The following is a 24304-nucleotide window of genomic DNA, read 5'->3' as shown; positions in this document are numbered from 1 at the left end:
GATGGCAGCAGTGGATCGGCCTATATCCGTTCTAAAAGGGAGTTCGAAATGGCCGAACCACAACTCTCAGTCCGAAGCGCAAAAGCACGCGACCTGGCTCATAGACTTGCTCGTCGTGAAAATCGTTCGATAGCCGATGTGGTCGAACGTGCGCTCGAATCCTACGAAATTCGTGAAGCTGGCCGTGAACCTGCTTCCACCTTCTATGCCAGCTTGACTGCAGACCATGGCGCCGACATCGATCTGGAAAAGATCATTCGCGAAGGCCGCCAGGTTCATTCGGGACTTGAGCTTTGATTTTCGTCGATACCAACGTGATTTCGGAGAGTCTGAAGAAGGCGCCGGACCAAGCTGTCCTGGCATGGCTTGTCCGCAATGACGCTGAACTGGCCCTTCCCACAGTGACGATTGCTGAAATCGCCTTCGGCATCCAAAAAATACGGCCTGATGAGCGTGCCGATCGGCTGGAGCAGGGACTTTCCCGGTGGCGCCATCGATTTGCCGGCCGGATTTTTGGACTGACTGAAGATGCTGCCTTGGCTTACGGCGAGATCATGGGGGCCGCGACACGCCAAGGTCGCGGTATGTCAGCCCCCGATGGCATGATTGCGGCGATAGCGCGCGTGAACGGTGGCCGGCTGGCAACGCGCAATCTCAGCGACTTTGGCACCACCAGCCTTGATCTGATCTCACCGTGGGATTTCTGAAGGTCGAAAGCCAAGGTTCGGCCTCAGCCGCCGCAGCCACCCAAGGCATGAATAGTCGCCTGCTTCAGGTCGGCGGGGTGCCGTTCTCGGCCAGCACCGCTCCGGTCAGATACAACGAACCGCTGATCAGGATGCGTGGCGACGGGCCGTCCCAGGTGTCGCGCAGCAGCATCAGCGCGCTGGCGACGGAACTCACCGGCTCGGCGGTCAGCCCGGCTTCCGTTGCGCGGATCGCCAGTTCGTCGTTCGGCACGCCGGCCTCGCTGAGGCTCACCGGCACCGTGTAGACATGCCGGGCGAGGCCCTTGAAGGCACGGAAATAGCCGCTCTGGTCCTTGGTGTTGATCATGCCCGAGATGAGGAACAGCGGACGCGGGTTCTTCTCTTCCTGCTCGGCCAGCGCTTCGGCAACCACCACGCCGGCGCCCGGATTGTGGCCACCGTCGAGCCAGATATCGGCGCCCTTGGGTGCCAGTTCGGCCAGCCGGCCCTGCACGAGCTTCTGCATGCGGCCGGGCCAGGCGACATTGACCATCGCCTTTTCGGCGGCGCGATGGCTGATCTCGAAACCGGCCGCTTTGACCGCGGCGATCGCCGCCGCCGCATTGGCGAACTGGTGGCGGCCGGGCAGCCTGGGCGGTGGCAGGTCCATCAAGCCGTCTTCGTCCTGGTAGACCATGCGGCCGTTCTCCTCGAAGGCAAGGAAGTCCTGGCCGTAGACGAAGGTGGGGCATTCAAGCCGCTCGGCGGTTTCGATCAGCACCTGCAGCGCCGTCTCGCTTTCCTGCGCGCCGATGACCACCGGACAGCCGGGCTTGATGATACCGGCCTTTTCGGCCGCGATCAGTTCGACACGGTCGCCGAGATAGGCCTCATGGTCGAGCGACACCGGCATGATTACCGACACGGCCGGCTCCTTGACGACATTGGTCGCGTCGAAGCGGCCGCCGAGCCCGACCTCGATGATGGCGGCGTCGGCCTGGTGTTCGGAAAACAACAGGAAGGTGACGGCGGTGAGGATCTCGAAGACGGTGATCTTCTCGCCTTCATTGGCCCTGGCGGCACGGGCAATGGCATCGGCGAAAACCCTGTCCTCGACCAGCCTGCCGCCGCCATCGGCGGCCAGCCGGTAACGCTCATGCCAGTTGACCAGATGCGGCGAGGTATGGACATGGACGCGGTAGTCCGCAGCCTCGAGCAGGGCGCGTGAAAAGGCTGCGCACGAACCTTTGCCGTTGGTGCCGGCGATGTGGATGACCGGGGGCAGCCGGTCCTGCGGATTGTCAAGCCGCTCCAGCAGCCGCGAAATGCGGTCGAGCGAAAGGTCGAAGCCTTTCGGATGAAGCGCCATCAGGGCTTCGATTTCGCGGTCGGCGGCAAGCGTCGTCATGGTGGAATCCTAGCGCATGAGCCTGAAAACCAGAATCGGTTTCGGATGGCCATGGCAATCAAAGGCTACAGCGCGCCGAAGCCCTCGTGCAATCGCGGTCGCGGCGCTTCGTGTCGCTTCAGGCTTGCGGCCGAGCTTCCGCGGCAACCACCGCCGGCGGCAGGATTTCCGGCTCCAGCGTTTTTTGCTCTTCCGGCAGCTTGAGCAGCATCTTGAGCAGGCGCGCGATCGTTTCACGCATTTCCAGCCTGGATACGACCATGTCGACCATGCCGTGCTCCATCAGATATTCGGAGCGCTGGAAGCCATCGGGCAGTTTCTCGCGGATCGTCTGTTCGATGACGCGCGGTCCGGCAAAGCCGATCAGCGCGCCGGGCTCGGCGATGTGCACGTCGCCCAGCATGGCGTAGGAGGCGGTCACGCCGCCCGTGGTCGGGTTGGTCAAAACGACGATGTAGGGCAGGCCGGCTTCCTTCAGCCGGTCGACACCGACCGTTGTCCTCGGCAGTTGCATCAGGGACAAAATACCTTCCTGCATGCGGGCGCCGCCGGAAGCGGCAAACAGGATCAGCGGCCGCTTGCGCTGCAGGGCCACTTCGAAGCCGTGCACGATGGCGTCGCCGGCGGCCATGCCGAGCGAACCGCCCATGAAGGCGAAGTCCTGCACCGTAACCACAACCGGCAGACCCTCGACGGTGCCCAGCGCATTGATGATCGCGTCCTCAAGGCCGGTCTTGGCCTTGGCGTCCTTCAACCGGTCGACATAGCGCTTCTCGTCGCGGAATTTCAGCGGATCCTGCATCACCTTCGGGTTGTCCAGGGTCTCGTATTTGCCGCCATCGAAGAAGAATTTCAGCCGCTCCTTGGCCGAGATCTTCATGTGATGACCGGACGAGGGAATGACGAACTGGTTCGATTCCAGGTCCTTGTGGAACACCATCTCGCCGGTCTCCGGATCCTTGATCCAGAGATTCTCGGGCATGTCGGTGCGCCGGCCGAGCATCGAATTGATCTTCGGGCGAACGTAATTGGTGATCCAGTTCATCGCTTCGGCTCCTGTCCTGACGAAGAGTTGCTAATGCATGTCGCCCAAAAGTGGGAACCGGTTCTGGGATAACGGCATGCACAAGACCTGACGTAGGGAAACTATTCGGCAGCAGCAAGGCGGGCCGAGCGCACGCCTTGCGCTAGGCCGCTGACCAGCGTGGCGACGGCCTCGGCCGGATCGGCGGTCTTCTCGCCCTTCGGCCCCAGCACATTGGCCACCGCATTGACGATCGCGGTGCCGACGACGACGCCGTCGGCATTGGCGCCGATCACCCGGGCCTGCTCGGCGGTCTTGACGCCGAAGCCGACGCAGACCGGCAGGTCGGTGTGGCCCTTGATGCGCTTGACCGCCGCCGCCACCTTGCCGGTGTCGGCCAGCGCCGAGCCGGTGATGCCGGTCATCGACACGTAATAGACGAAGCCCGACGTGTTCTGCAGCACCTTGGGCAGGCGTTTGTCGTCGGTCGTCGGCGTCGCCAGCCGGATGAAGTTGATGCCGGCTTTCAATGCCGGAATGCACAGTTCCTCGTCCATCTCCGGGGGCAGGTCGACGACGATCAGCCCGTCGATGCCGCTGGCGATCGCGTCCTTGAGGAAGCGGTCGACGCCATAGATGTAGATCGGATTGTAGTAGCCCATCAGCACGATCGGCGTTTCATTGTCGCCAGCGCGGAAGTCGGCCGCCATCTTCAGCGTCTTGGCCAGCGTCTGGCCGCCTTTCAGCGCCCGCAAGCCCGCCGCCTGGATCGCCGGGCCGTCGGCCATCGGATCGGAGAACGGCATGCCGAGCTCGATGATATCGGAACCTGCGCCCGGCAACGCCTTCATGATCGACAAAGAGGTATCGTAGTCGGGGTCGCCGCCCATGAAATAGGTGACGAGCGCCGGGCGGCCTTCGGTCCTGAGCTTCGCCATGCGGCGGTCGATGCGGGTGGCCATGATCAGATCTCCATGCCCAGCATGCTGGCCACCGTGTGCACGTCCTTGTCGCCACGGCCGGACAGGTTGACGATGACGATCTGATCCTTGTCCATGGCAGGCACGATCTTCACCGCATGCGCGATGGCGTGCGCCGATTCCAGCGCCGGGATGATGCCTTCGACGCGCGTCGTCAGCTTGAAAGCCTCCAGCGCCTCGTCATCGAGGATCGGCACGTATTCGACCCGGCCTGAATCGCGCAGCCAGGAATGCTCCGGCCCGACGCCGGGATAGTCGAGGCCGGCCGAGATCGAATGGCCGTCCATGATCTGGCCGTCGGAATTCTGCAGGAGATAGGTGCGGTTGCCATGCAGCACGCCCGGCGCGCCGGCATTCATCGAGGCGCAATGCTCGATGCCGTCGAGACCGCGACCGCCGGCTTCGATGCCGATGATGCGGACCTCCTTGTCGTCGAGGAAGGGATGGAACAGGCCGATGGCGTTCGAACCACCGCCGACAGCGGCGATGATGGTGTCGGGCAGCCGGCCTTCCTGCTCGAGGATCTGTGCCCGCGCCTCGATGCCGATCACCGACTGGAAGTCGCGCACCAGCTCCGGATAGGGATGCGGGCCGGCGGCGGTGCCGATCAGGTAATAGGTGTCCTCGACATTGGTGACCCAGTCGCGCAACGCCTCGTTCATGGCGTCCTTCAGCGTGCCGTGGCCGGCGGTCACCGGGCGCACTTCGGCGCCGAGCAGCTTCATGCGGAAGACGTTCGGGCTTTGCCGGGCAACGTCTGTGGCGCCCATGTAGACGACGCAGGGAAAGCCGAAGCGGGCCGCAACCGTGGCCGAGGCCACGCCGTGCTGGCCGGCGCCGGTCTCGGCGATGATGCGCTTCTTGCCCATGCGCTTGGCCAGCAGGATCTGGCCGAGGCAGTTGTTGATCTTGTGCGAACCGGTGTGGTTCAAATCCTCCCGCTTGAAGTAGACCTTCGCGCCGCCCGCGAGGCCCCTGGCCGAGGAAACCTCACGAAGATGCTTCGTGAGGCCTTCGGCGAAATAAAGCTTCGACGGCCGTCCGGCATAGTGGGTCGACAGGTCAGTCAGCTCAGCCCTGAAATCCGCATCGTTCTTGACCTCGTTCCAGTGCCGCTCCAGATCGAGGATCAGCGGCATTAGCGTTTCGGCAACGAAACGACCGCCGAAAATGCCGAACATGCCCTGTTCGTCGGGCCCGGTGCGGAAGGAATTGGGTGTCGCCGGCTTGTTCATCGCCGATCTCCTGGCATCTTGACTATGAGGCATGTCCTTGTCGGAAAACCGGTTCCCACTTTTCCGGGACATGCTCTGGTTTGAGGCACCACTAGGCTGCGCGGGTGTTCCGCGCGGCCCTGACGGCCCGGAAAAACTGTTCGATCAGCGCCGGATCCTTGACGCCCGGTGCGCTTTCCACGCCTGAAGAAATGTCGATTCCAGGCGGGTTGGCAAGCCGAAGGGCATCGCCGATATTGGCGGCGTTGAGCCCACCGGAAAGCATGTAATCGACGCCGCCGTCAAGGCCGGCGAGAATGCGCCAGTCGAAGGCAACACCATTGCCGCCCGGCAGTTCGGAGCCTTTCGGCGGCTTGGCGTCGAACAGGAACCGGTCGGCTATGCCGATGAATGGCTTCATTCGTTCGAGATCGGCGGCCTCGCTGAGCGGCAGCGCCTTCATCACCGGCAGGCCATAGCGGGCTTTGACCTCGGCGACGCGCTCGGGCGTTTCCGCGCCGTGCAGCTGCAGCATGTCGGGCTGCATTTTGGCAACGATTTCATCCAGGAAGGCGTCGCCGGCATCGACGGTGACGGCAACCGCCATCGCCTTGCCGCGCGCGGCCTCGCGCAGACGGCCAGCCTCGGCAGGTTCGACATAGCGCGGGCTTTTGGCGAAGAAGATAAACCCGACATGGTTGGCGCCGCCAGCCAGCGCCGCGGCCATTGCCGCGTCGGTCTTCAAGCCGCAGATTTTGATGTCGAGTGCCATGGCGCGGGAATTGGCATGAAAAGCGATAAGAGTCGAGAAAAAGCATGCTGTTTGCCGGCACGGCCAAAGGCGCTACCTATGGATGGACAGGACGCAAGGCGGGAGCACGATCATGGCCGACAGAACCGTAGCCGAACTCAGGCAGAAGATTGCGCAGGCGCGCGAGGTCATCGCGCACCTGATCGACAAGGCCGCCTTCAATGGCGCCGAGGCGCACCGCGCGCTCGACTATTTCGGCGGCGATGAGTTCGACGGCAATTTCCTGCCGTGGCCGCATCATGGCGATGAGGGGTTGCGGCCCGAAGACTTGAACGCCGCCAACGACGATTGAGCGATCTACTCGAACATGATCGCCTGCAGCGCACCGCCATTGCGCTTCAGCCAGTCCTTGCAGCGATCGGTGTCGGGGCAGAGCTTTTCGCACAGTTTCCAGAATTTCGGGCCGTGGTTCATCTCCTTGAGATGCGCCACTTCATGCGCGACGAGATAGTTGATGACCGGCGACGGCGCCATCATGATGCGCCAGGAAAAGGACAGATTGCCTTCGGAGGTGCATGACCCCCAGCGGCTTGACGTGTCCTTGAAGCGGATCGCCTTGGCGCGCTTGCCAAGCGCCTCGGTGTGCTTGGCCACCAGCTTCTCGATTTCCTTCTTGGCCTCGCGCTTGAGGAAATCGGCGAGGCGGCGCGGCAGATGAATGCGGTCGCCATGCACGATCAAGAGCGGACCACGTTCGTCGCGCGACACGGTGACGGTGCCGCGCTTTGACGGTTCATGGACGATGCGGTGCGGCACGCCGCGCACCGGGATCCTGATGCCGGGCCGCACCTGCGGCCGCGTCGGCACCTTGGCCAGTCGCTGCTCCAGCCAGTCCTGATGCCGCTCGAGGAACCTGTCCACTTCGCCGCGGCGCAGGCCTGGCGGCACGGTGATGCGCAGGCCCTGGCCGCCTGAATCGATACGCAGCGTCATTCGGCGCGCCCTGGCGCTCTCGACGATCTTGAGCGGCAGCGTGCGACCGGCGACGCAATATTCGCGCTCCACGACAGGCGTGGGCTTGGGCTTTGTCAGATTGCGAAAGAAGCCGAGAGTCATGGCGGGACGATACGCGATTCGAGAAAAACGACTAGAACAAAAAAGAAACGGCGCCGCTCGCGCGACGCCGTTTTTCACGATGTGACCAGTCGCCGGATCTCAGTCGTCAAGCAGGTTCGAACCCTTGCCACGCTTGGTGGTCGTCGTTCCGGTGCTCGGATCGGTCTTCGTCGGCGCCGTCGACTTGTTGCGGTTGGCCATGAAGCGGTCGAACTCGTCCTGGTCCTTGGCGCGGCGCAATTCGCGGGCGTATTCGTCGAACTGGGTCAGCATCTCGTCGAGCTTGCGGCGCTCTTCGTTCAGCCGCTCAAGTTCCTTTTCGCGCCAGTCGTCGAAAGCGACGTTGCCGGTGCGGGCGGAACCATTGCCCCAGCGCGCGGCCTTGTCGGAACCGCGGCGGCAACCGGCGAAGATGCCGTCGGTCGCGCGGTTGACGTCACGCTTGAAGCCATCGAGGCGGTCGCCCCAGATGATGTAGGCGAGCATGGCGAAGCCGAGTGGCCAGAACACCATGAAACCCACAACCATCAACGCGATGGTTGCCGGCGTCCAGGCCGGACGGATCAATGCGGATGTGTTCATTTTCTCCCATTCCTTCGGTTGGAGACAGCCAAACCCGGCTGCGTGGAATCGAAATGGGAAGAGAAAAACGGCGATTCAAGACAATGTCCGCCAAATCCGGACAAGCATCTGAAATGTTTATCGCTTTTTGATCATATCGAGGAAAAGCACGACCAGCCCGGCAATCAGGCCCCAGAATGCGGCGCCAACGCCGAACAGCGTCAGACCCGACGCGGTGACGACAAAGGTGACGGTGGCGGCCATGCGATCCGCCTCTTCCTTCAGCGCGATAGAAAGCGCGTTGGCGAGCGACGCCATCAGCGCCAGGCCCGCCACCAGTACGATCAGGCTCTGTGGCAGCACCGCGAAGATCGCCACCAGCGAAGCGCCGAAAATCGCAAAGATGAGATAGGCGAGCGCATAGAACGGCCCGGTCTTCCAGCGCTCGGCGGGGTCGGGGTGGACGTCCGGCCCGGTGCAGATCGCGGCCGAGATCGCCGCCAGATTGGTGGTCGAGCCGCCGAACGGCGCCGACAGCAGCGAAAACAGGCCGGTGACGCCGATCAGCGGGCCGGGCTCCGGATGGTAGCCGGCGGCGCGCAGCACGGCGAGGCCGGACAGGTTCTGGGAAGCCATGGTGACGAGATAGAGCGGCAGTGCCAGCCCGATCACCGCCTTGGCGGTGAAATCAGGCGCAATCAGCGTCAGCGTCGACAGTTCCGGTGTCGGCAGGCCGCCGACACGGCCGGTGAGGAAAGCGGCAAGGCCACCGCCGATCAGCACCGCCAGCACCGACAGCGCCGGGTTGAACAGGCGGATGACGAAGAAGGCTGCAATCAGCGGCAGGATCAGCCACGGGTCGATGGGAATGGTCTTCACCGCATTGAGCGCGAAGGTGACGACGATACCGGCCAGCATGCCCGAGGCGACGGAAGGCGGTATTCTCGAGATCAGCTTCGTCAGGGGCCGAAACAGCCCGGTGGCGATCAGAAGGACGCCGGTGACGATGAAGGCGGCGACGGCCTCACCCATCGAAAAGCCGCTCGATGCCGCGATCAGCGCCAGGCCCGGCGTCGACCAGGCGGTGATGACTGGCATTTTCGTGCGCCATGACAGCCACAGGCTCTCGATCGCCATGGCCAGGCAGATCGTCGTCACCCAGCTTGCCGTCTCGATCTGCGTCGCGCCGACTGCGTTGGCGGCGGCGATGACGATGGCCAGCGTGCCGCCGAAGCCGACGATCGCCGCGACGAAGGCGGATATCGGAATGGAAAGGCGCATCAGTTTCCCCTCTGCGCCATCGCATCGACGGCCCGCACCAGCATGTCGAGATCCTGCGGTCGCGACAGGCGATGGTCGCCGTCAGGGATCAGCGACAGGGTCACGTCGTCGGCGGGCAGCAGGCTGACCAGCTTCAGTGCATGGCTTGCCGGCACATCCGCATCGGCCAGGCCCTGCAGGATATGCACCGGGCAATGGGTGTCGATCGGGCCTGTCATTGTCAGGTTGTCGCGCCCGTCCTCGATCAGGGCGCGGGTGTAGATGTAGGGTTCCGTGGAATAGTCCGACGGCTCTTCGAAGAAACCTTTTTTGGCGAGATCGCGCTTCTGCGCCTTGGTCAGCACCGGTTCGATCAGTTCAGCGGTAAAATCCGGTGCCGGCGCCAGCAGGACCAGGCCGGCGACGTTGCTGTCATCAGCCTTGCGCAATTCCTGCACCATGCGCAGCGCGATCCAGGCGCCCATCGAGGAGCCGACCAGGATCTGTTTGCCCTTGGTGAAATGCCGGAACACGGCAAGGCTTTGTGCAAGCCATGTCGAAATCGTGCCGTCGGCAAAGGCGCCGCCGGATTCGCCATGGCCGGAATAATCGTGGCGCAGAAAGGCGCGGCCTTCTTTTGCCGCCCAGTCCGACAGCGTCTGCGCCTTCGCGCCCAGCATGTCCGACTTGTAGCCGCCGAGCCAGACGATGCCGGGCGCAGAGCCAGCAGTATGGCGCACCGCGATGCGCGATCCATCGACATCCATAAAGACGGGGGGCGTTGCGGTCATGGCTTTTTCCTCAGGCCCTCTTCTGGCGCGGGATTCTTGTGGCACGGTCGGTGGCGTGGCGAAAAGTGCTCACTATGTTCTTTGTTTGGTGCAGGGCAGCGATCAGGGTGATTTTCTGTCAATGCTGTGCTATTGACTCCGCCCGCGCGCTCACCACATTGGCGCGTCCATGCATCAACACTGACAAATCCTGAACGAAACGGCCAAGGAGACCACGACCATTCGCAGACCTTTCAAAGCAGCGGCGCCGACCAAGGATGGCCCGCGCTCCAACCGTGACATCCGGGTTCCCCGGGTCCAGCTTATCGACGCCGAAGGCCAGAACCGCGGCGATGTTTCCATCAACGACGCATTGCTGCTGGCCGAAGAGGCCGGGCTCGATCTCGTCGAGATATCGCCCAACGCGGTGCCCCCCGTCGTCAAGATCCTTGATCTCGGCAAGTTGAAATACGCCAACCAGAAGAAGGCGGCCGAGGCGCGCAAGAACCAGAAGGTCATCGAGATCAAGGAGATCAAGATGCGCCCGAACATCGACAGCCATGACTACGAGACCAAGATGAAGGCGGTTCGCCGCTTCTTCGAGGAAGGCGACAAGGTCAAGCTGACGCTGCGGTTCCGTGGCCGCGAGATGGCGCATATGGAACTCGGCATGCAGCTTCTGAACAAGGTCCGCGAGGAAGTGGCGACGATTGCCAAGGTCGAAGCGGAACCGAAGCTCGAAGGCCGCCAGATGATGATGGTGCTGTCGCCGCGCTAAGATCTGCATCGGCGCGTATCTAGGATCACGATGACGTCAGGCTTGGCCATCGCGCTTAAATCCGCCTGAATCACATCGCAAGGCGTCCCGGCGATCGGCGGGACGCCTTCTTCTTGTTCAGACGCTGCGATCGCCGGCAAAATTCCTGACGATCGGATTCACTATGGTCGATGAAGTCAAGGTTTCGGACGTGGACTTCAAACACGGGCTGGGCAATTACCAGCATATGCGCCGGATAGTGCTTGCCGTTCTCGTGGTCGTGCTGTTTGCAGCATTGCTATTTGGCCAATCGACGTTTCCGCCCGACACAGCCGTGCACGAGACGATCGAAATGTTCGGCGTGCTGCTGATTTTCCTCGGCATCGTGGGCCGCCTTTGGGCGACACTCTACATAGGCGGGCGCAAATCGTCCGAGGTGGTGACTGGCGGGCCTTACTCGATCACTCGCAACCCGCTCTATGTGTTCTCGACCGTAGCCGCAGCCGGTGTCGGCGCGCAGATCGGTTCGTTCTCCGGTATCATCCTCTTCGGGCTTTTGTGCGCGGGGGCGTTCCATATCGTCATCCTGCGCGAGGAGAAGTTCCTCAAGGAAGCGCTCGGCGCGCCGTATCAGGCCTATCTGGCGCGGGTGCCGCGCTTCTTCCCAAAACTGTCGCTCTACCAGGAGGGCGATACCGGAAACTTCAAGCCGCGCCTGCTGTTGACCACGCTGCTCGACGGCCTGGTGTTTCTGATCGCGCTGCCGGCCTTCGAATTGATCGACGGCGCCCAGCTGTCAGGCATGTTGCCGGTCTGGTTCACGCTGCCCTGACGAGGACACAGCGCCGCATCTCCACAGGTGTTGCGCGCGGGCCGTCTTTGACGTATAGCACCGCCGTTCAAGAAAACCGCCCGGCAGGGCATGCCGTGGCGGTTTCATTTGCTTTTCGGGCTTTGGTCGGCCTGAAGCGAACAAGAAGCGCGATAGTGCGCCAACAATACGGAGTAGCAAAATGCCCAAGATGAAGACCAAATCGGCCGCCAAGAAGCGGTTCAAGATCACAGGTACGGGTAAAGTCCTGTCGGCTGCGGCCGGCAAGCGTCACGGCATGATCAAGCGTTCCAACAAGTTCATTCGAAATGCCCGCGGCACGATGGTTCTGGCTGAACCGGATGGCAAGAAGGTCATCAAGAATTTTCTGCCGAACGGCCTCTAAGGCATTCGGTCCGGACACGCATTTGTTTTACGCAATTCCGAACGGAAAACCGCAAGGCACTTTTCCTGGAATTGCTTTTAAGGAGATCATGACATGGCACGCGTAAAAAGAGGCGTCACTTCGCACGCCAAGCACAAGAAGGTCCTGAAAGCCGCGAAAGGCTTCTACGGCCGCCGCAAGAACACCATCCGCATCGCCAAGCAGGCGGTGGAAAAGTCGCTGCAATACGCTTACCGCGACCGCAAGAACCGCAAGCGCTCCTTCCGCGCGCTGTGGATCCAGCGTATCAACGCCGCGACCCACGAGCATGGCCTGACCTATGGCCGCTTCATCGACGGCCTCAACAAGTCGGGCATCGAGATCGATCGCAAGATCCTGTCGGACATGGCCATCCACGAGCCGCAGGCTTTCGCGGCCCTGGTCGCCAAGGCCAAGGTGGCGCTCGAATATCTGAAGAACACCACGCCGAACGCTTTTGAAAGCGCTGTCGCCTAAGACCAGCGCTTCCCAAGCATTCGCAATTCTGATTTGGGGAACCCGCGCTGGCACGGCTGGCGCGGGTTTTTCTTTTGCCTGATCCTTGGAGTGATTTCACTTTAGGAGTGACTTTCACTTTGAGGCCGACCTCCCAACGCAGCGAGTTTGACCGTGAACGACGCAACCACTGGCCTGGATACGCTTGAAAACTCACTTCTGGCCGAGATCGCCTCGGCCGCCGATGAGCCGGCCATCGAGGCCGTGCGCATCGCTGCTTTCGGTAAGAAGGGCAGCGTGTCCGAGATGCTGAAGACACTTGGCGCCATGACCGCCGAGGAGCGCCAGATCAAAGGCCCGGCCATCAACGGCCTCAAGAACCGCGTCACCGACGCGCTGACTGCCCGCAAGGCTGAGCTCAAGGATGTGGCGATCACCACCCGCCTCGCCGCCGAAAAGGTCGACGTGACGTTGCCGGTGCGGCAGTCGCCGGCCGAGCGCGGCCGTATCCATCCGATCAGCCAGGTCATCGACGAGATTGCCGCGATCTTCGGCGACCTCGGGTTTTCCATCGCGGAAGGTCCCGACATCGAGACCGACTATTACAATTTCACCGCGCTGAATTTCCCCGAAGGCCATCCGGCGCGCGAGATGCACGACACCTTCTTCTTCCAGCCGGACGAGAAGGGCGAGCGCAAGCTTTTGCGCACGCACACTTCGCCGGTGCAGATCCGCACCATGGAAACGAAGAAGCCGCCGATCCGCATCGTCATTCCTGGCAAGACGTACCGGCAGGATTCGGACGCCACCCACTCGCCGATGTTCCATCAGGTCGAGGGGCTGGTGATCGACAAGACGGCCAACGTTGCCAACATGAAATGGGTGCTGGAGGAGTTCTGCAAGGCCTTCTTCGAGGTGCCGCAGGTCAAGATGCGCTTCCGGCCGTCCTTCTTCCCGTTCACCGAGCCAAGCCTCGAGGTTGACATCCAGTGCGATCGCTCGCGGCCCGGCGAAGTGCGCTTCGGCGAAGGCTCCGATTGGATGGAGATCCTCGGCTGTGGCATGGTGCATCCCAACGTGCTGCGCCATGGCGGTCTCGATCCGGACGAATATCAGGGTTTTGCCTGGGGCATGGGCATCGACCGCATCGCCATGCTGAAATACGGCATGCCGGACCTGCGCGCCTTCTTCGATGCAGACGTGCGCTGGCTGTCGCATTACGGCTTCCGGCCGCTCGACATGCCGACTTTGTTCGGAGGCCTGAGCGCATGACAGCGCCCTATGCCGGCGGCTGCCGCTGCGGCGCCGTGCGGTTCGAGGCCTCTGCCGAACCGCATCACGTCAGCTACTGCCATTGGGGCGATTGCCGGCGGGCCAGCGGCGCGCCGGTGTCGGCCTTTGTCGGCTTCCTGGTCGATCAGGTCGCGTTCACCGGCAAGGCGCTGAAGATGTATGAGAACGGCCCGGTGACGCGCTCTTTCTGCGGCACCTGCGGCTCACCCATCGCCTATGTCGACGAGCGGCTGGAAGAAGACATCTACTTCATGCTCGGCGCCATGGACATGCCGGCCGATTTCCAGCCGACGCTGCATGCCCATATCGGCGAGCAGCTTGCCTTCCTGCATATGTCCGACGACCTGCCGAGACATCTGAAATCAAGCGTCAAAAGACCAGACGGAACAGTCCCATGAAATTCACCCTCTCCTGGCTCAAGGACCACCTCGAGACCGACGCCACGCTCGACGAGATCGTCGAGCGGCTGACTTCGATCGGTCTCGAAGTCGAGCATGTCGACGACAAGTCGAGCCTGAAACCATTCGTCATCGCCAGGGTGCTGACGGCCGTTCAGCATCCCGATGCCGACCGGCTGCGCGTGCTGACCGTCGACACCGGCGACGGCAAGCCTCCGGTGCAGGTCGTTTGCGGCGCGCCAAACGCTCGCGCGGGCCTGATCGGCGCCTTTGCCGCGCCCGGCACCTATGTGCCCGGCATCGACGTAACGCTGACGGTCGGCAAGATCAGGGGCGTCGAAAGCCACGGCATGATGTGTTCCGAGCGCGAGCTGGAGCTGTCCGACGAACACAATGGCATCATCGACCTGCCTGAGGATGCGCCGGTCGGCACCAGCTTCGCCGCCTATGCGCACATCGACGATCCGGTCATCGAGATCAACTTGACGCCGAACCGGCCGGATGCCACCAGCGTCTACGGCATCGCCAGGGATCTGGCGGCGAGCGGGCTTGGCCGCCTCGTCGGCGGCGCCATCATGCCGCATGTCGGCAATGGCATGTGTCCGATCAAGGTGACGATCGAAGCGCCGGAGCTTTGCCCCGGCTTCGCGCTCAACTTGGTCAAGGGCGTCAAGAATGGACCCTCGCCAAAATGGCTGCAGCAGCGGCTGATCGCCATTGGGCTGAGACCCATCAGCGCACTGGTCGACATCACCAACTACGTCACCTTCGACCGCGGCCGCCCGCTGCATGTGTTCGACGCCAGCAAGGTTGCCGGCAATCTCGTCGTGCGCCGCGCGCGCGATGGTGAAAAGGTGCAGGCGCTCGACGGCCGCGAATACACGCTGACGCCGGAAATGTGCGTCATCGCAGATGACAACGGCGTCGAGTCGATCGCCGGCGTCATGGGCGGCGAGCATTCGGGCTGCGACGAGAACACCTCAGATGTGCTGATCGAATCCGCCCTTTGGGATCCGATCACCACGGCGCGCACCGGCCGCACGCTCGGCATCATTACCGACGCGCGCTACCGTTTCGAGCGCGGCGTCGACCCCGAATTCATGGTTCCGGGCGTCGAACTGGCGACGAAACTGGTGCTCGATTTCTGCGGCGGCACGCCGACCGAAATGGAGGTCGTCGGTTATGCCGGTCACACGCCGAAGATCGTTTCCTTCCCGCTTTCGGAAGTGAAGCGGCTGACCGGCATCGAAGTTCCCAGCGCGGAAAGCCTCGACATCCTGTCGCGCCTCGGCTTCAAGCCGGAGGGCTCGGGCGATGTCGTCGATGTCGCCGTGCCGTCCTGGCGCCCCGACGTCGATGGCAAGGCAGACCTGGTCGAGGAGGTCATGCGCATCCACGGTGTCGACAACATCGCGCCGCAGCCGCTCGGTGCGCATGACGCGGTCAATGCAAAGATCCTCACCACGCTGCAGGTCCGTACCCGCACGGCCAAGCGCGCGCTTGCCGTGCGCGGCATGATGGAAGCCGTTACCTGGTCGTTCATTCCGGCCAAGCACGCCGAGCTGTTCGGCGGCGGCCAGACCGCGCTGAAGCTCGCCAACCCGATCGCCGCCGACATGTCCGACATGCGGCCCTCGCTGCTGCCGGGGCTGATCGCGGCTGCCCAGCGCAACGCCGACAAGGGTATTGGCGACGTGGCGCTGTTCGAAGTGTCGGGCACTTATGAGGGCGACGGCGCCGACCAGCAGCGGCGCGTCGCCGCCGGCGTGCGTCGCGGCACCGCCAAGCTCGACGGTTCCGGCCGCAACTGGGCCGGCAATTCCGGCCCGGTCGGCGTGTTCGACGCCAAGGCCGATGCGATCGCCGCACTTGAAGCCTGCGGTGCGCCTGTCGACCGGCTGCAGATCGAGGCCGGCGGCCCGGCCTGGTATCATCCCGGCCGTTCCGGCACGATCAAGCTCGGCCCGAAAACCGTACTCGGCACTTTCGGTGAATTCCATCCGAAGACGCTGGAGGGCCTCGATGTTTCCGGCCCGCTGTGCGGCTTTGAAGTCTTCGTCGATGGCGTGCCTGAACCGAAGGCCAAGCCGACGAAAACCAAGCCGAAACTGGAACTGTCGCCCTTCCAGGCGGTCAAGCGCGATTTCGCTTTCGTCGTCGACAAGGCGGTCGAGGCCGGCACGCTGGTGCGCGCAGCGCTCGCCGCCGACAAGAAGCTCATCACCGCCGTCTCGGTCTTCGATATTTTCGAAGGCGCTTCGCTGGGCGAGGGCAAAAAATCGATTGCCATCGAAGTGTCGATCCAGCCGGTCGAAAAGACGCTCACCGACGAGGATTTCGAGGCACTGGCCAAGCGCATCATCGAGAATGTCGGCAAGCAGACCGGGGGCGTTCTGCGGGGCTAAAAAACTTGCGAGCAGATGGCGAATCGCCCTCCAAAGGGCGATGGACCATCTGCGGTATTCCGGCCTTCCCCTTGAAGAACAGCGCGCGGCGTTTCTCGCCATCGTGTCTGCCGACCCGCTGTTATGCGACGCGGTGGCGCGGGCTCGCACGCTCGACCTGCCGGACTGGCTGGTGGTATCCGGCGCTCTCTACAACAGCATCTGGAACCACCTGACCGGCAAACCGTCGGGCTACGGCATCAAGGATGTTGATCTTTTCTACTTCGATGACAGCGACCTGTCCTATGAGGCCGAGGACGCGGTGATCCGCCGGGCGGAGAAGCATTTCGAGGGGCTGGCGTTGCCGGTCGAGGTGCGCAACCAGGCGCGGGTGCATCTGTGGTATCCGCAGAAGTTCGGACGGCCGTGCCCGCGCTATTCGAGCGCCCGCGAATCCGTCAGCCATTTTGCCTCGAAGACGCACGCCGTCGGGGTTCGATACGACGCTGACGGGCAGCTCGAGATCGTGGCACCGTTTGGTCTTGACGACATTTTCTCGTTTCGCATCACGCCGAACCGGGTGATGGACAATCAGCGCACGCATGAGGCGAAGGGTAAGCGTGCAAGGGAGAATTGGCCGGAGATTAGTGTCGAGCCTTGGTAAAAATGTCGGCAGGGCAGAGGGGGGGCGCTTCACGTCAGCGTCCCCACCTTCTGCACCGCGCTGCGTACGAAAAAGGGGCGCGCGGCGCCCCTTCCGATTACTCACCAGTTTTCAACCATTGACCAGCGTCAGCTCCTTCTCCGCATAGCGCCTACCGACCACCTTGTCGGGCGACAGCGCGTCACCAATCGCCTGCACCTCGACCGCGCTCAGCGCGATCCCGGCAGCCGCCGCATTCTGCTTCAGATGGCGTATCCTTCTCGCGCCGGGGATCGGCACGATGAAATCGCCCTGGTGCAGCACCCAGGCCAGCGCCAGTTGGGCCGAAGTTACCCCCTTTTCAGCTGCCAGCTTTTCCAGCGTCGCGATGACAGCGGCGTTGGCTTCCATCGCCTCGGCCTGGAAGCGCGGCAAGGTCCGGCGCCAGTCGTCGTCGCTCAGCGCCTCGGGCTTGGCGATCGTGCCGGTCAGCAGGCCACGGCCGAGCGGGCTGTAGGGAACAAAACCGATGCCGAGTTCGCGGCAGACGGCGAACACCTCGTCTTCCGGGTCGCGGCTCCACAGCGAATATTCGCTCTGCACGGCAGCAATTGGATGCACGGCATGGGCCCGGCGGATGGTCGCCGCACTCGCCTCCGACAGGCCGAGCGCGCGCACCTTGCCCTCGCGCACCAACTCGGCCATGGCACCGACCGTGTCCTCGATCGGCACGTTGGGGTCGACACGGTGCTGGTAGTAGAGGTCGATCACATCCGTGCCCAGCCGCTTCAGCGACGCCTCGGCGACCGCCTTGACGTGCTCGGGGCGGCTGTCGACGCCGGCCATGCGGTCGAGGCCTGTACCTTCCTCCAAAATCCTGAAGCCGAATTTTGTCGCGATCGTCACCTTGTCACGCGCGGACTTCAGCGCCTTGCCGAGCAGGATCTCGTTCTCGAACGGGCCATAGACCTCCGCCGTGTCGAAGAAATTGACGCCGATATCGATGGCGCGGTGCAGCGTGGCGATTGCGTCGGCTTCCGCCTGGCCGCCATAGGCGAAGCTCATGCCCATGCAGCCGAGGCCGACGGGATAGACGTTCAATTCAGTTCCTAGCTTGCGGGTTTGCATAACGCGTCTCCTTGTTGCGATGCGGCAGAAATAGCGCCTTGCCTTGTGTTCGATAATCGGCTCTCATTTGCACGGGCTGTTCTAAAAGATAGATCAATGAATCGCGCGCATCTTTCCCAACTGGCCGTGCTGGCAACCGTTGCCCAATGCGGCAGCTTTCGCGGCGCGGCCAGGGAATTGGCCATCGCGCCTTCGGCGGTCAGCCATGCGGTGTCCAGCCTAGAGGCGCGGCTTGGCGTTCGGCTGCTGGCGCGCAGCACACGCAGCGTCGCGCCGACCGAAGAAGGTGCGCAGTTGCTGGAACGGCTGCGACCGGCGCTGTCGGAGATCGATCTGGCGCTGGAGACGGCAATCGAGACGCGCGACCGGCCGGCCGGCAATCTGCGCCTGACCGTGCCGCGCACCGCAGCCCATTTGGCGCTGACGCCACGGTTGGGCGCCTTTGCGTCGACCTATCCCGATATCGTGCTGGAGATCGTCATCGAGGACCGTTTCACCGACGTGGTGGAAGGGGGCTTCGATGCTGGCGTCAGGCTAGGCGAGAGCCTGCAGCGCGACATGATCGCGGTGCGCATCGGGCCGGACCTTCGCGGCGCGGTGGTCGGCGCCCCGGTCTATTTCGAGGTCAACCCCAAGCCGCGTCACCCGCGCGACCTGGCTGACCACCGCTGCATCCGCTTCCGCTTCTCCAGCGGCATCCTCTACCGCTGGGAGTTCGAGAAAGGCCGCGAGGCGATCGAGATGGCGGTGGAGGGACCGCTGATCCTCGACGAGGACCATTTGATCGCCCAGGCGGCGGTCGACGGCGCTGGGCTCGCCTTCGTCTTTGAGGATTATGTCCGCGCGCCGCTCGCCGACGGCAGGCTGATCCGTGTGCTGGAGGACTGGTGCCCCTCCTTCGACGGCTTCTTCGTCTATTATCCGAGCCGCCGGCAAATGCGCCCGGCGCTCCGGGCGTTTGTCGATTTCTTCAAGGTGAGTGGATAGAGCGGGCTCGCCCCTCCCCTTGTGGCCCTCCGGAGGGCCCTGATGGGAGTCCGAAGGACGGGCGAGATCGGCGGCTCGCCCCGGTAGGTCGGCTGAGGGACGGGGTGGGTAGCGCCCTACCAGACCCCCACCCGCTTCGCAAAAGCCGCTTCGCGGCATTTGCTGCGCGACCCTCCCCACAAGGGGGAGGGTGAAGCGCGCTGGAAGAAAGCCGAACCAACATTCGTTCACTCCCCATGCAAACATCGATCACCAACAGCGCCACCCGCTATGGCTGGGGCGCGATCCTTCTCCACTGGCTGATTGCGCTCGTTTTCATCGGCCAGTTCGGGCTCGGCTTCGTCATGGTGCGGCTGACCAGCCAGCGCACCGCCTTCGAGCTGATCCAACTGCACAAATCCTTCGGCTTCCTGCTGCTCGGGCTTGTGTTGCTGCGCATCGCCTGGCGCCTTGGCAATGCAACGCCGGCGCTGCCGCGCTCGGTCGGAACCCTGGAGCGTCGAGCAGCACCGTTGGCCCATCTTGCGCTCTACGCGTTTCAGCTTGCCTTGCCCTTGTCCGGCTGGGCGCTGGTGTCGGTCTCGATGCTGGAGATCCCCAGCCTGCCGTTCAACCTGTTCGTCATGCCGAACCTGCCGCTGGCCGAATCGGATGGTGCCGAGAGCTTCTGGGCGGCGGCACATTGGTATCTCGCCTATGCCGGCATGACGCTTGTGACTCTCCACGTCGCGGCGGCGCTGCGGCATCATTTCCAGCTCAGGGATGGCGTGCTCACGCGCATGGTCACGCCTTCGTCAAATTCGGAATAGAGCGAGCGGTTCATTCGTTCATGGAGTGAGGGCGCAAGAAATGCGCTGCCTCCAACAAGGAACATCCCCATGTACACGCGCATCCTCGGATTTGCGGCGGTCGCCGCTTGCCTTGCCATGCCTGTTTCTGCGGCCGTCGCGCTGGGTGACGCCGCCGGCAGCTATTCGATCAGCCCGGCCAGCTCCAGCATCCGCTTCTCCATCGGCAAGGTCGGCGGCGGCGGCCTCAATGGCACCTTCGCCCGCTTCAAGGGCTCGATCCGCATCGACAACAGCGATGTCGGGCGCTCAGCTGTCAATTTCACCATTTTTCCCGAAAGCGTCGGCACCGGCCAGGGCCGTATCGATGCCTTCCTGCGCTCCGACGCGGTGTTTGATGCCGCCAACAGCCCGGAAATCCAGTTCCGCTCTACCAGCGTGACCCGAACCAGCGACACCACGGCTCTGGTCAGCGGCCGGCTGACGGCGCGCGGCAAGACGTTCCCGGAAAAATTCACGGCCGAGCTCGGCGGTCTCAAGGCCGGCATGATCAAATTCCATGTCACCGGCAAGGTGCTGAGGTCGCGCTACGGCATGGATGTCGGCACGCCGATCTATTCCAACATCGTCGACTTCGACATGACGCTGACCGGCAAAAGGGGCTGACCTCGTCATTGGCTTTTCCGGCGATTTCGGGCAAACCTCGTCGCCTGTAATCGTGATGGAGAAGCCTGATGTTCCGATGGGGTGTGTTGTCGACGGCCAAGATCGGCCGCGAGCATTTGTTGCCGGCGATGGTCGAGGCGGAGAATAGCGTGCTGTCGGCGATCGCCAGCCGCGATCTGTCGAAGGCCAAGGCGCTGGCCGACCGCTTCGGTGCACGCCATGCCTTCGGCTCCTATGAGGAACTGCTCGCCTCGAAAGAAGTAGACGGCGTCTACATCCCGCTGCCGACCTCGCAGCATGTCGAGTGGTCGGCCAAGGCCATCGAAGCCGGCAAGCATGTGCTGGTCGAAAAGCCGCTGGCGCTCGACGCCAAGGACATCCTGCCGCTGATCAAGCTGCGCGACCAGAAAAAGGTGCTGGTCTGCGAAGCCTTCATGGTCATCTACCACCCGCAATGGATCAAGGTGCGCGAGCTCATCGCCAGCGGCGCCATCGGCCGGCTGCGCCATGTGCAGGGCGCGTTCTCCTACTACAACGTCGACCCCAGCAACATGCGCAACCAGCTCGACCTCGGCGGCGGCGCGCTGCCCGACATCGGCGTTTACCCGACCGTGTCGACGCGCTTTTCCACCGGCAAGGAGCCGCTGCGCGTGCAGGCGACGATCGAGCGCGACAAGACATTCGGCACCGACATCTACTCCTCGATCCGTGCCGATTTCGGTGACTTCGAGCTGTCGTTCTATCTGTCGACGCAGATGGCGGCGCGCCAGGTGATGGTGTTCCACGGCGAGAAGGGTTTCATCGAGTTGTTCTCGCCTTTCAATGCCGGGCTCTACGACCACCACCGCGTGGAACTGCACAACCAGAACCACACCGAGGCGCAGGTTTTCCGCTTTCCCGGCACGCAGCAGTACCGGCTGGAGGTCGAGACCTTCGCGCGCGCGGCACAGGGCGGCAAGGAGCGCGTCTTCACGCTGGAGGAATCGGTGCTCAACCAGAAAGTCATCGACGCCATCTTCCGCGCCGGCGGCAAAGAAGGCTGGGAGACCGTCTGAATTCCTCGCATTGAAATAGCCGGCTAATTCTGGGAGGAAAAATGGCTGACGATGCGGACGTGATCATTGTCGGCGCCGGCCTTGCAGGGCTGGTTGCCGCCGCCGAGCTTGCCGAGGCCGGCAAGAAAATCATCATCGTCGACCAGGAGCCGGAGCAGTCGCTCGGCGGCCAGGCATTCTGGTCGTTCGGCGGCCTTTTCCTCGTCGATTCGCCCGAGCAGCGGCGCATGCGCATCCGCGATTCGCATGACCTGGCGCTGGAAGACTGGTTGGGCACCGCGGCTTTCGATCGGCCCGAGGATTTCTGGCCGCGCAAATGGGCGGAAGCCTATGTCGGCTTTGCCGCCGGCGAAAAACGCTCCTGGCTGATACAGCGCGGCCTGAAATTCTTTCCCGTGGTCGGCTGGGCCGAGCGAGGCGGCGGCAATGCCATCGGCCACGGCAATTCGGTGCCGCGCTTCCACATCACCTGGGGCACGGGCCCCGGCGTTCTCGAACCCTTCGTACAGCGCGTGCGCGAGGCGCAGAAGCGCGGACTGATCAGTTTCAAATTCCGCCATCGGGTCGATGAATTGACCCGCACGGGTGCGACTGTCGACGGGGTGCGCGGCGACATCCTGCAACCGAGTACCGCCGAGCGCGGCCACAAGAGTTCGCGCGAAATATCAGGAGATTTCGAGCTTCGCGCGCAAGCCGTGATCGTCGCTTCCGGCGGCATCGGCGCCAACCATCAGCTTGTACGGGAAAACTGGCCGCAGCGGCTGGGCGCGGCGCCCAAGCGCATGATCACCGGCGTGCCCGACCACGTCGACGGCCGCATGCTGGCGATCACGGAACGGGCCGGCGGTTCGATCATCAACCGCGACCGCATGTGGCACTATGTCGAGGGCATCAAGAACTGGGCGCCGATCTGGACCGACCATGCGATACGCATCCTGCCCGGCCCATCATCGCTGTGGCTCGATGCGCGCGGCAAGCGCCTGCCGGTGCCGCTCTATCCCGGCTTCGACACTCTGGGCACGCTCTCCCACATCATGAGCACCGGCTTCGACTATTCCTGGTTCATCCTGACCAAGAAGATCATCCAGAAGGAGTTCGCGCTGTCGGGCTCCGAGCAGAACCCCGATCTGACCGGCAAGAGCTGGCGCCAGGTGCTCGGCCGCGCCACATCGGGCATTCCGGGCCCCGTCAAGGCGTTCATGGAAAAGGGCGAGGACTTCATCGTCGAGGCCGATTTGCCGGCGCTGGTCGCGCGCATGAACGCGCTGGCCGGCGGCGAGGCGCTGCTTGAGGTGACTCAAGTCGAGCGCGAGATCCGCGCCCGCGATAGGCAGCTCGACAACCCTTTCTCCAAGGATATGCAGATCACCGCTCTGCGTGGCGCCCGCGCCTATCTCGGCGACCGGCTGATCCGCACGGCCAAGCCGCACAAGATGCTCGATCCGGCAAATGGCCCGCTGATCGCGGTGCGGCTCAACATCTTGACCCGCAAGACGCTGGGCGGCCTGCAGACCGATCTCGACAGCCGCGTGCTGGGGGCAGATGGGCAGCCGGTCGCCGGGCTGTATGCCGTCGGCGAAGCCGCCGGTTTCGGCGGCGGCGGCGTGCATGGCTATGCGGCGCTCGAAGGCACCTTCCTCGGCGGCTGCATCTTTTCCGGCCGCAGCGCCGGCCGGGCAGCGGCTGCCTCGGTGGCGTGAAGGGGCGCCACTTGGTCCTCAGAGTTTGGCCGCGATCACCAGCGCCAGCCGCCCCGTCCAAGCGCGGTCACCGCATCGACGATCCGGGTGAAGCTGGTGCGGGCGCGGCCAACCGTGTGCCGGGCTCTGAGATAGCCGTGAACCAATCCCGGCTCCTCGAACCACGTCGCGTGGCCACCTGCCGTGATGATCAGGTCGCGATAGGTCTCGCCATCCGATGACAGCGGGTCGCATTCGGCGGTGATCAGCACTGTCGGCGGCAAGTTGGAGAAATCGGTGTCGGCAAGCGGGGCCAGCGTCGCATCGCCGCTACGGTCTTGCCCTTCAGTGCGAATGTGCTTGTAGAATTCGAGATCGCGCACGGTCAGCATCGGCGCTTCGGCGTGCTTGACATAGGAGCCTTTCGAGCGGTTTCCGCCGAGGCCGGGATAGATCAGCACCTGGCCGACCGGCCTTTTCGAATGGCCGCGCGTGGCGTGACTGACGGCGGCGCAGAGATTGCCGCCGGCGCTGTCGCCGCAGAGCACGATAGGATGATCGCGATTGGCGGCGGCCCATTCGAAGGCGCTCATGGCATCGTCAAAGGCGGCTGGATGCAAATGTTCCGGCGCCAGCCGGTAATCTACGGAGACCACCTCATAGCCTGTGCGCGAGCACAGCTCCGCGCAAACATCGTCGTGGCTGTCCAGCCCACCAAGGATGAAGCCACCGCCATGGACATAGAGCACCGTCACGGCTGCCTGAAGTGTGCTTCGGTAGATGCGGATCGGGATGTCATGCGTCGGCGTTGCAATGGCGGAGGTTTCGACAGCGACGCCCTCGGGGTAGCCGGCAAAGAATTCCCGGCACATGCGGTCGTAAATCTCGCGCTGCTGCACGATCGTGTAGTCGATCGTATCGGGCGGGTAATAGGAATTGGTGCGCTCGATGAAGGCCCAGGTCTCGGCGTCGATGAGCTTGATGTAGTCGGTCATGGGTGCTGGAGAGGCGGCCAAGGCTGAGCCTGGGCGCCCCCCTCTGTCCTGCCGGACATCTCCCCCT

27 protein-coding genes are annotated in these 24304 nt (G+C 63.3%); 16 read left to right on the top strand and 11 right to left on the bottom strand.

Annotated features, from left to right (window positions below; all coding sequences use genetic code 11):
• Positions 1-48 precede the first annotated feature (48 nt).
• Entirely contained in the window at positions 49-297 is a 249-nt protein-coding gene (locus tag A9K65_RS02285; protein WP_084015535.1) for a type II toxin-antitoxin system VapB family antitoxin, read from the top strand.
• The gene (locus A9K65_RS02280) at positions 294-707 is read left to right on the top strand and encodes a type II toxin-antitoxin system VapC family toxin (protein WP_013528323.1); all 414 of its coding nucleotides are present in this window, start codon (positions 294-296) and stop codon (positions 705-707) included. The genes A9K65_RS02285 and A9K65_RS02280 overlap by 4 nt, the downstream gene beginning before the upstream one ends.
• Before the next feature lie 64 nt (positions 708-771).
• Here A9K65_RS02280 and A9K65_RS02275 read toward each other — a convergent pair whose 3' ends face one another.
• The 5 genes from A9K65_RS02275 to A9K65_RS02255 form a co-directional block, all read right to left on the bottom strand.
• Positions 772-2097: a folylpolyglutamate synthase/dihydrofolate synthase family protein gene (locus tag A9K65_RS02275; protein WP_064992862.1), complete on the bottom strand. Its 1326-nt coding sequence runs from the start codon at positions 2095-2097 to the stop codon at positions 772-774.
• A gap of 118 nt (positions 2098-2215) precedes the next feature.
• Complete coding sequence (gene accD / locus A9K65_RS02270; protein ID WP_013528321.1) at positions 2216-3142, bottom strand: acetyl-CoA carboxylase, carboxyltransferase subunit beta; 927 nt, start codon at positions 3140-3142, stop codon at positions 2216-2218.
• A 101-nt stretch (positions 3143-3243) separates the two neighbouring features.
• Positions 3244-4083: a tryptophan synthase subunit alpha gene (gene trpA / locus A9K65_RS02265; protein ID WP_027161022.1), complete on the bottom strand. Its 840-nt coding sequence runs from the start codon at positions 4081-4083 to the stop codon at positions 3244-3246.
• 2 nt (positions 4084-4085) lie between these two features.
• Entirely contained in the window at positions 4086-5336 is a 1251-nt protein-coding gene (gene trpB, locus A9K65_RS02260; protein ID WP_013528319.1) for a tryptophan synthase subunit beta, read from the bottom strand.
• A gap of 91 nt (positions 5337-5427) precedes the next feature.
• Positions 5428-6087, bottom strand: coding sequence for a phosphoribosylanthranilate isomerase (locus A9K65_RS02255; protein WP_064992863.1), 660 nt, complete (start codon positions 6085-6087; stop codon positions 5428-5430).
• A gap of 112 nt (positions 6088-6199) precedes the next feature.
• Between A9K65_RS02255 and A9K65_RS02250 the strand changes: the two genes are divergently transcribed.
• Entirely contained in the window at positions 6200-6418 is a 219-nt protein-coding gene (locus A9K65_RS02250) for a hypothetical protein (RefSeq protein WP_013528317.1), read from the top strand.
• 5 nt (positions 6419-6423) lie between these two features.
• Here the strand turns inward: A9K65_RS02250 and A9K65_RS02245 are convergent, their stop codons facing one another.
• From A9K65_RS02245 to A9K65_RS02230, 4 genes are all read right to left on the bottom strand, one after another.
• Positions 6424-7182, bottom strand: coding sequence for a M48 family metallopeptidase (locus tag A9K65_RS02245; RefSeq protein WP_013528316.1), 759 nt, complete (start codon positions 7180-7182; stop codon positions 6424-6426).
• Positions 7183-7281: 99 nt separating this feature from the next.
• The gene (locus A9K65_RS02240; RefSeq protein WP_063169787.1) at positions 7282-7764 is read right to left on the bottom strand and encodes a DUF2852 domain-containing protein; all 483 of its coding nucleotides are present in this window, start codon (positions 7762-7764) and stop codon (positions 7282-7284) included.
• A 117-nt stretch (positions 7765-7881) separates the two neighbouring features.
• Positions 7882-9024 carry a benzoate/H(+) symporter BenE family transporter gene (locus tag A9K65_RS02235; RefSeq protein ID WP_013528314.1) on the bottom strand — a complete coding sequence of 381 codons (1143 nt, stop codon included), beginning with the start codon at positions 9022-9024 and terminating at the stop codon, positions 7882-7884.
• Positions 9024-9794: an alpha/beta hydrolase gene (locus A9K65_RS02230; protein WP_027161018.1), complete on the bottom strand. Its 771-nt coding sequence runs from the start codon at positions 9792-9794 to the stop codon at positions 9024-9026. The genes A9K65_RS02235 and A9K65_RS02230 overlap by 1 nt, the downstream gene beginning before the upstream one ends.
• Positions 9795-10014: 220 nt before the next feature.
• Between A9K65_RS02230 and infC the strand changes: the two genes are divergently transcribed.
• The 8 genes from infC to A9K65_RS02190 all read left to right on the top strand — a co-directional run bounded on the left by infC (position 10015) and on the right by A9K65_RS02190 (position 16960).
• The gene (gene infC / locus A9K65_RS02225; RefSeq protein WP_013528312.1) at positions 10015-10551 is read left to right on the top strand and encodes a translation initiation factor IF-3; all 537 of its coding nucleotides are present in this window, start codon (positions 10015-10017) and stop codon (positions 10549-10551) included.
• Positions 10552-10714: 163 nt separating this feature from the next.
• Complete coding sequence (locus A9K65_RS02220; protein ID WP_013528311.1) at positions 10715-11362, top strand: isoprenylcysteine carboxylmethyltransferase family protein; 648 nt, start codon at positions 10715-10717, stop codon at positions 11360-11362.
• A 181-nt stretch (positions 11363-11543) separates the two neighbouring features.
• Positions 11544-11747: a 50S ribosomal protein L35 gene (gene rpmI / locus A9K65_RS02215; protein WP_006201248.1), complete on the top strand. Its 204-nt coding sequence runs from the start codon at positions 11544-11546 to the stop codon at positions 11745-11747.
• A 93-nt stretch (positions 11748-11840) separates the two neighbouring features.
• The gene (rplT, locus tag A9K65_RS02210; protein WP_013528310.1) at positions 11841-12242 is read left to right on the top strand and encodes a 50S ribosomal protein L20; all 402 of its coding nucleotides are present in this window, start codon (positions 11841-11843) and stop codon (positions 12240-12242) included.
• Between the two features lie 153 nt (positions 12243-12395).
• Entirely contained in the window at positions 12396-13493 is a 1098-nt protein-coding gene (pheS, locus tag A9K65_RS02205) for a phenylalanine--tRNA ligase subunit alpha (RefSeq protein ID WP_064993027.1), read from the top strand.
• Positions 13490-13912 carry a GFA family protein gene (locus A9K65_RS02200; RefSeq protein ID WP_064992864.1) on the top strand — a complete coding sequence of 141 codons (423 nt, stop codon included), beginning with the start codon at positions 13490-13492 and terminating at the stop codon, positions 13910-13912. The genes pheS and A9K65_RS02200 overlap by 4 nt, the downstream gene beginning before the upstream one ends.
• Entirely contained in the window at positions 13909-16317 is a 2409-nt protein-coding gene (gene pheT, locus A9K65_RS02195) for a phenylalanine--tRNA ligase subunit beta (RefSeq protein ID WP_064992865.1), read from the top strand. Before A9K65_RS02200 ends, pheT begins: the two co-directional genes overlap by 4 nt.
• Before the next feature lie 40 nt (positions 16318-16357).
• On the top strand, positions 16358-16960 hold the full coding sequence (locus A9K65_RS02190) for a nucleotidyltransferase family protein (protein ID WP_064992866.1): 603 nt from the start codon (positions 16358-16360) through the stop codon (positions 16958-16960).
• 111 nt (positions 16961-17071) lie between these two features.
• Here A9K65_RS02190 and A9K65_RS02185 read toward each other — a convergent pair whose 3' ends face one another.
• Positions 17072-18067, bottom strand: coding sequence for an aldo/keto reductase (locus A9K65_RS02185; protein WP_064992867.1), 996 nt, complete (start codon positions 18065-18067; stop codon positions 17072-17074).
• Positions 18068-18163: 96 nt separating this feature from the next.
• Between A9K65_RS02185 and A9K65_RS02180 the strand changes: the two genes are divergently transcribed.
• From A9K65_RS02180 to A9K65_RS02160, 5 genes are all read left to right on the top strand, one after another.
• The gene (locus A9K65_RS02180) at positions 18164-19054 is read left to right on the top strand and encodes a LysR family transcriptional regulator (RefSeq protein ID WP_064992868.1); all 891 of its coding nucleotides are present in this window, start codon (positions 18164-18166) and stop codon (positions 19052-19054) included.
• 236 nt (positions 19055-19290) lie between these two features.
• The gene (locus A9K65_RS02175; protein ID WP_064992869.1) at positions 19291-19863 is read left to right on the top strand and encodes a cytochrome b; all 573 of its coding nucleotides are present in this window, start codon (positions 19291-19293) and stop codon (positions 19861-19863) included.
• A 69-nt stretch (positions 19864-19932) separates the two neighbouring features.
• Positions 19933-20508: a YceI family protein gene (locus A9K65_RS02170; RefSeq protein ID WP_013528302.1), complete on the top strand. Its 576-nt coding sequence runs from the start codon at positions 19933-19935 to the stop codon at positions 20506-20508.
• Between the two features lie 68 nt (positions 20509-20576).
• Complete coding sequence (locus A9K65_RS02165; protein ID WP_064992870.1) at positions 20577-21563, top strand: Gfo/Idh/MocA family oxidoreductase; 987 nt, start codon at positions 20577-20579, stop codon at positions 21561-21563.
• A 41-nt stretch (positions 21564-21604) separates the two neighbouring features.
• On the top strand, positions 21605-23263 hold the full coding sequence (locus tag A9K65_RS02160) for an FAD-binding dehydrogenase (protein WP_064992871.1): 1659 nt from the start codon (positions 21605-21607) through the stop codon (positions 23261-23263).
• Between the two features lie 35 nt (positions 23264-23298).
• Here the strand turns inward: A9K65_RS02160 and A9K65_RS02155 are convergent, their stop codons facing one another.
• Positions 23299-24237 (bottom strand): alpha/beta hydrolase, encoded by a 939-nt coding sequence (locus A9K65_RS02155; RefSeq protein WP_064992872.1) that lies wholly within the window; start codon positions 24235-24237, stop codon positions 23299-23301.
• Between the last annotated feature and the right edge of the window lie 67 nt (positions 24238-24304).

The sequence above is a fragment of the Mesorhizobium sp. WSM1497 genome, assembly GCF_001672455.2.
GTDB classification, from domain to species: domain Bacteria; phylum Pseudomonadota; class Alphaproteobacteria; order Rhizobiales; family Rhizobiaceae; genus Mesorhizobium; species Mesorhizobium ciceri.
The sequence above is the reverse complement of the archived record's forward strand: the minus strand, read 5'-3'. Positions and strand labels throughout refer to the sequence as shown.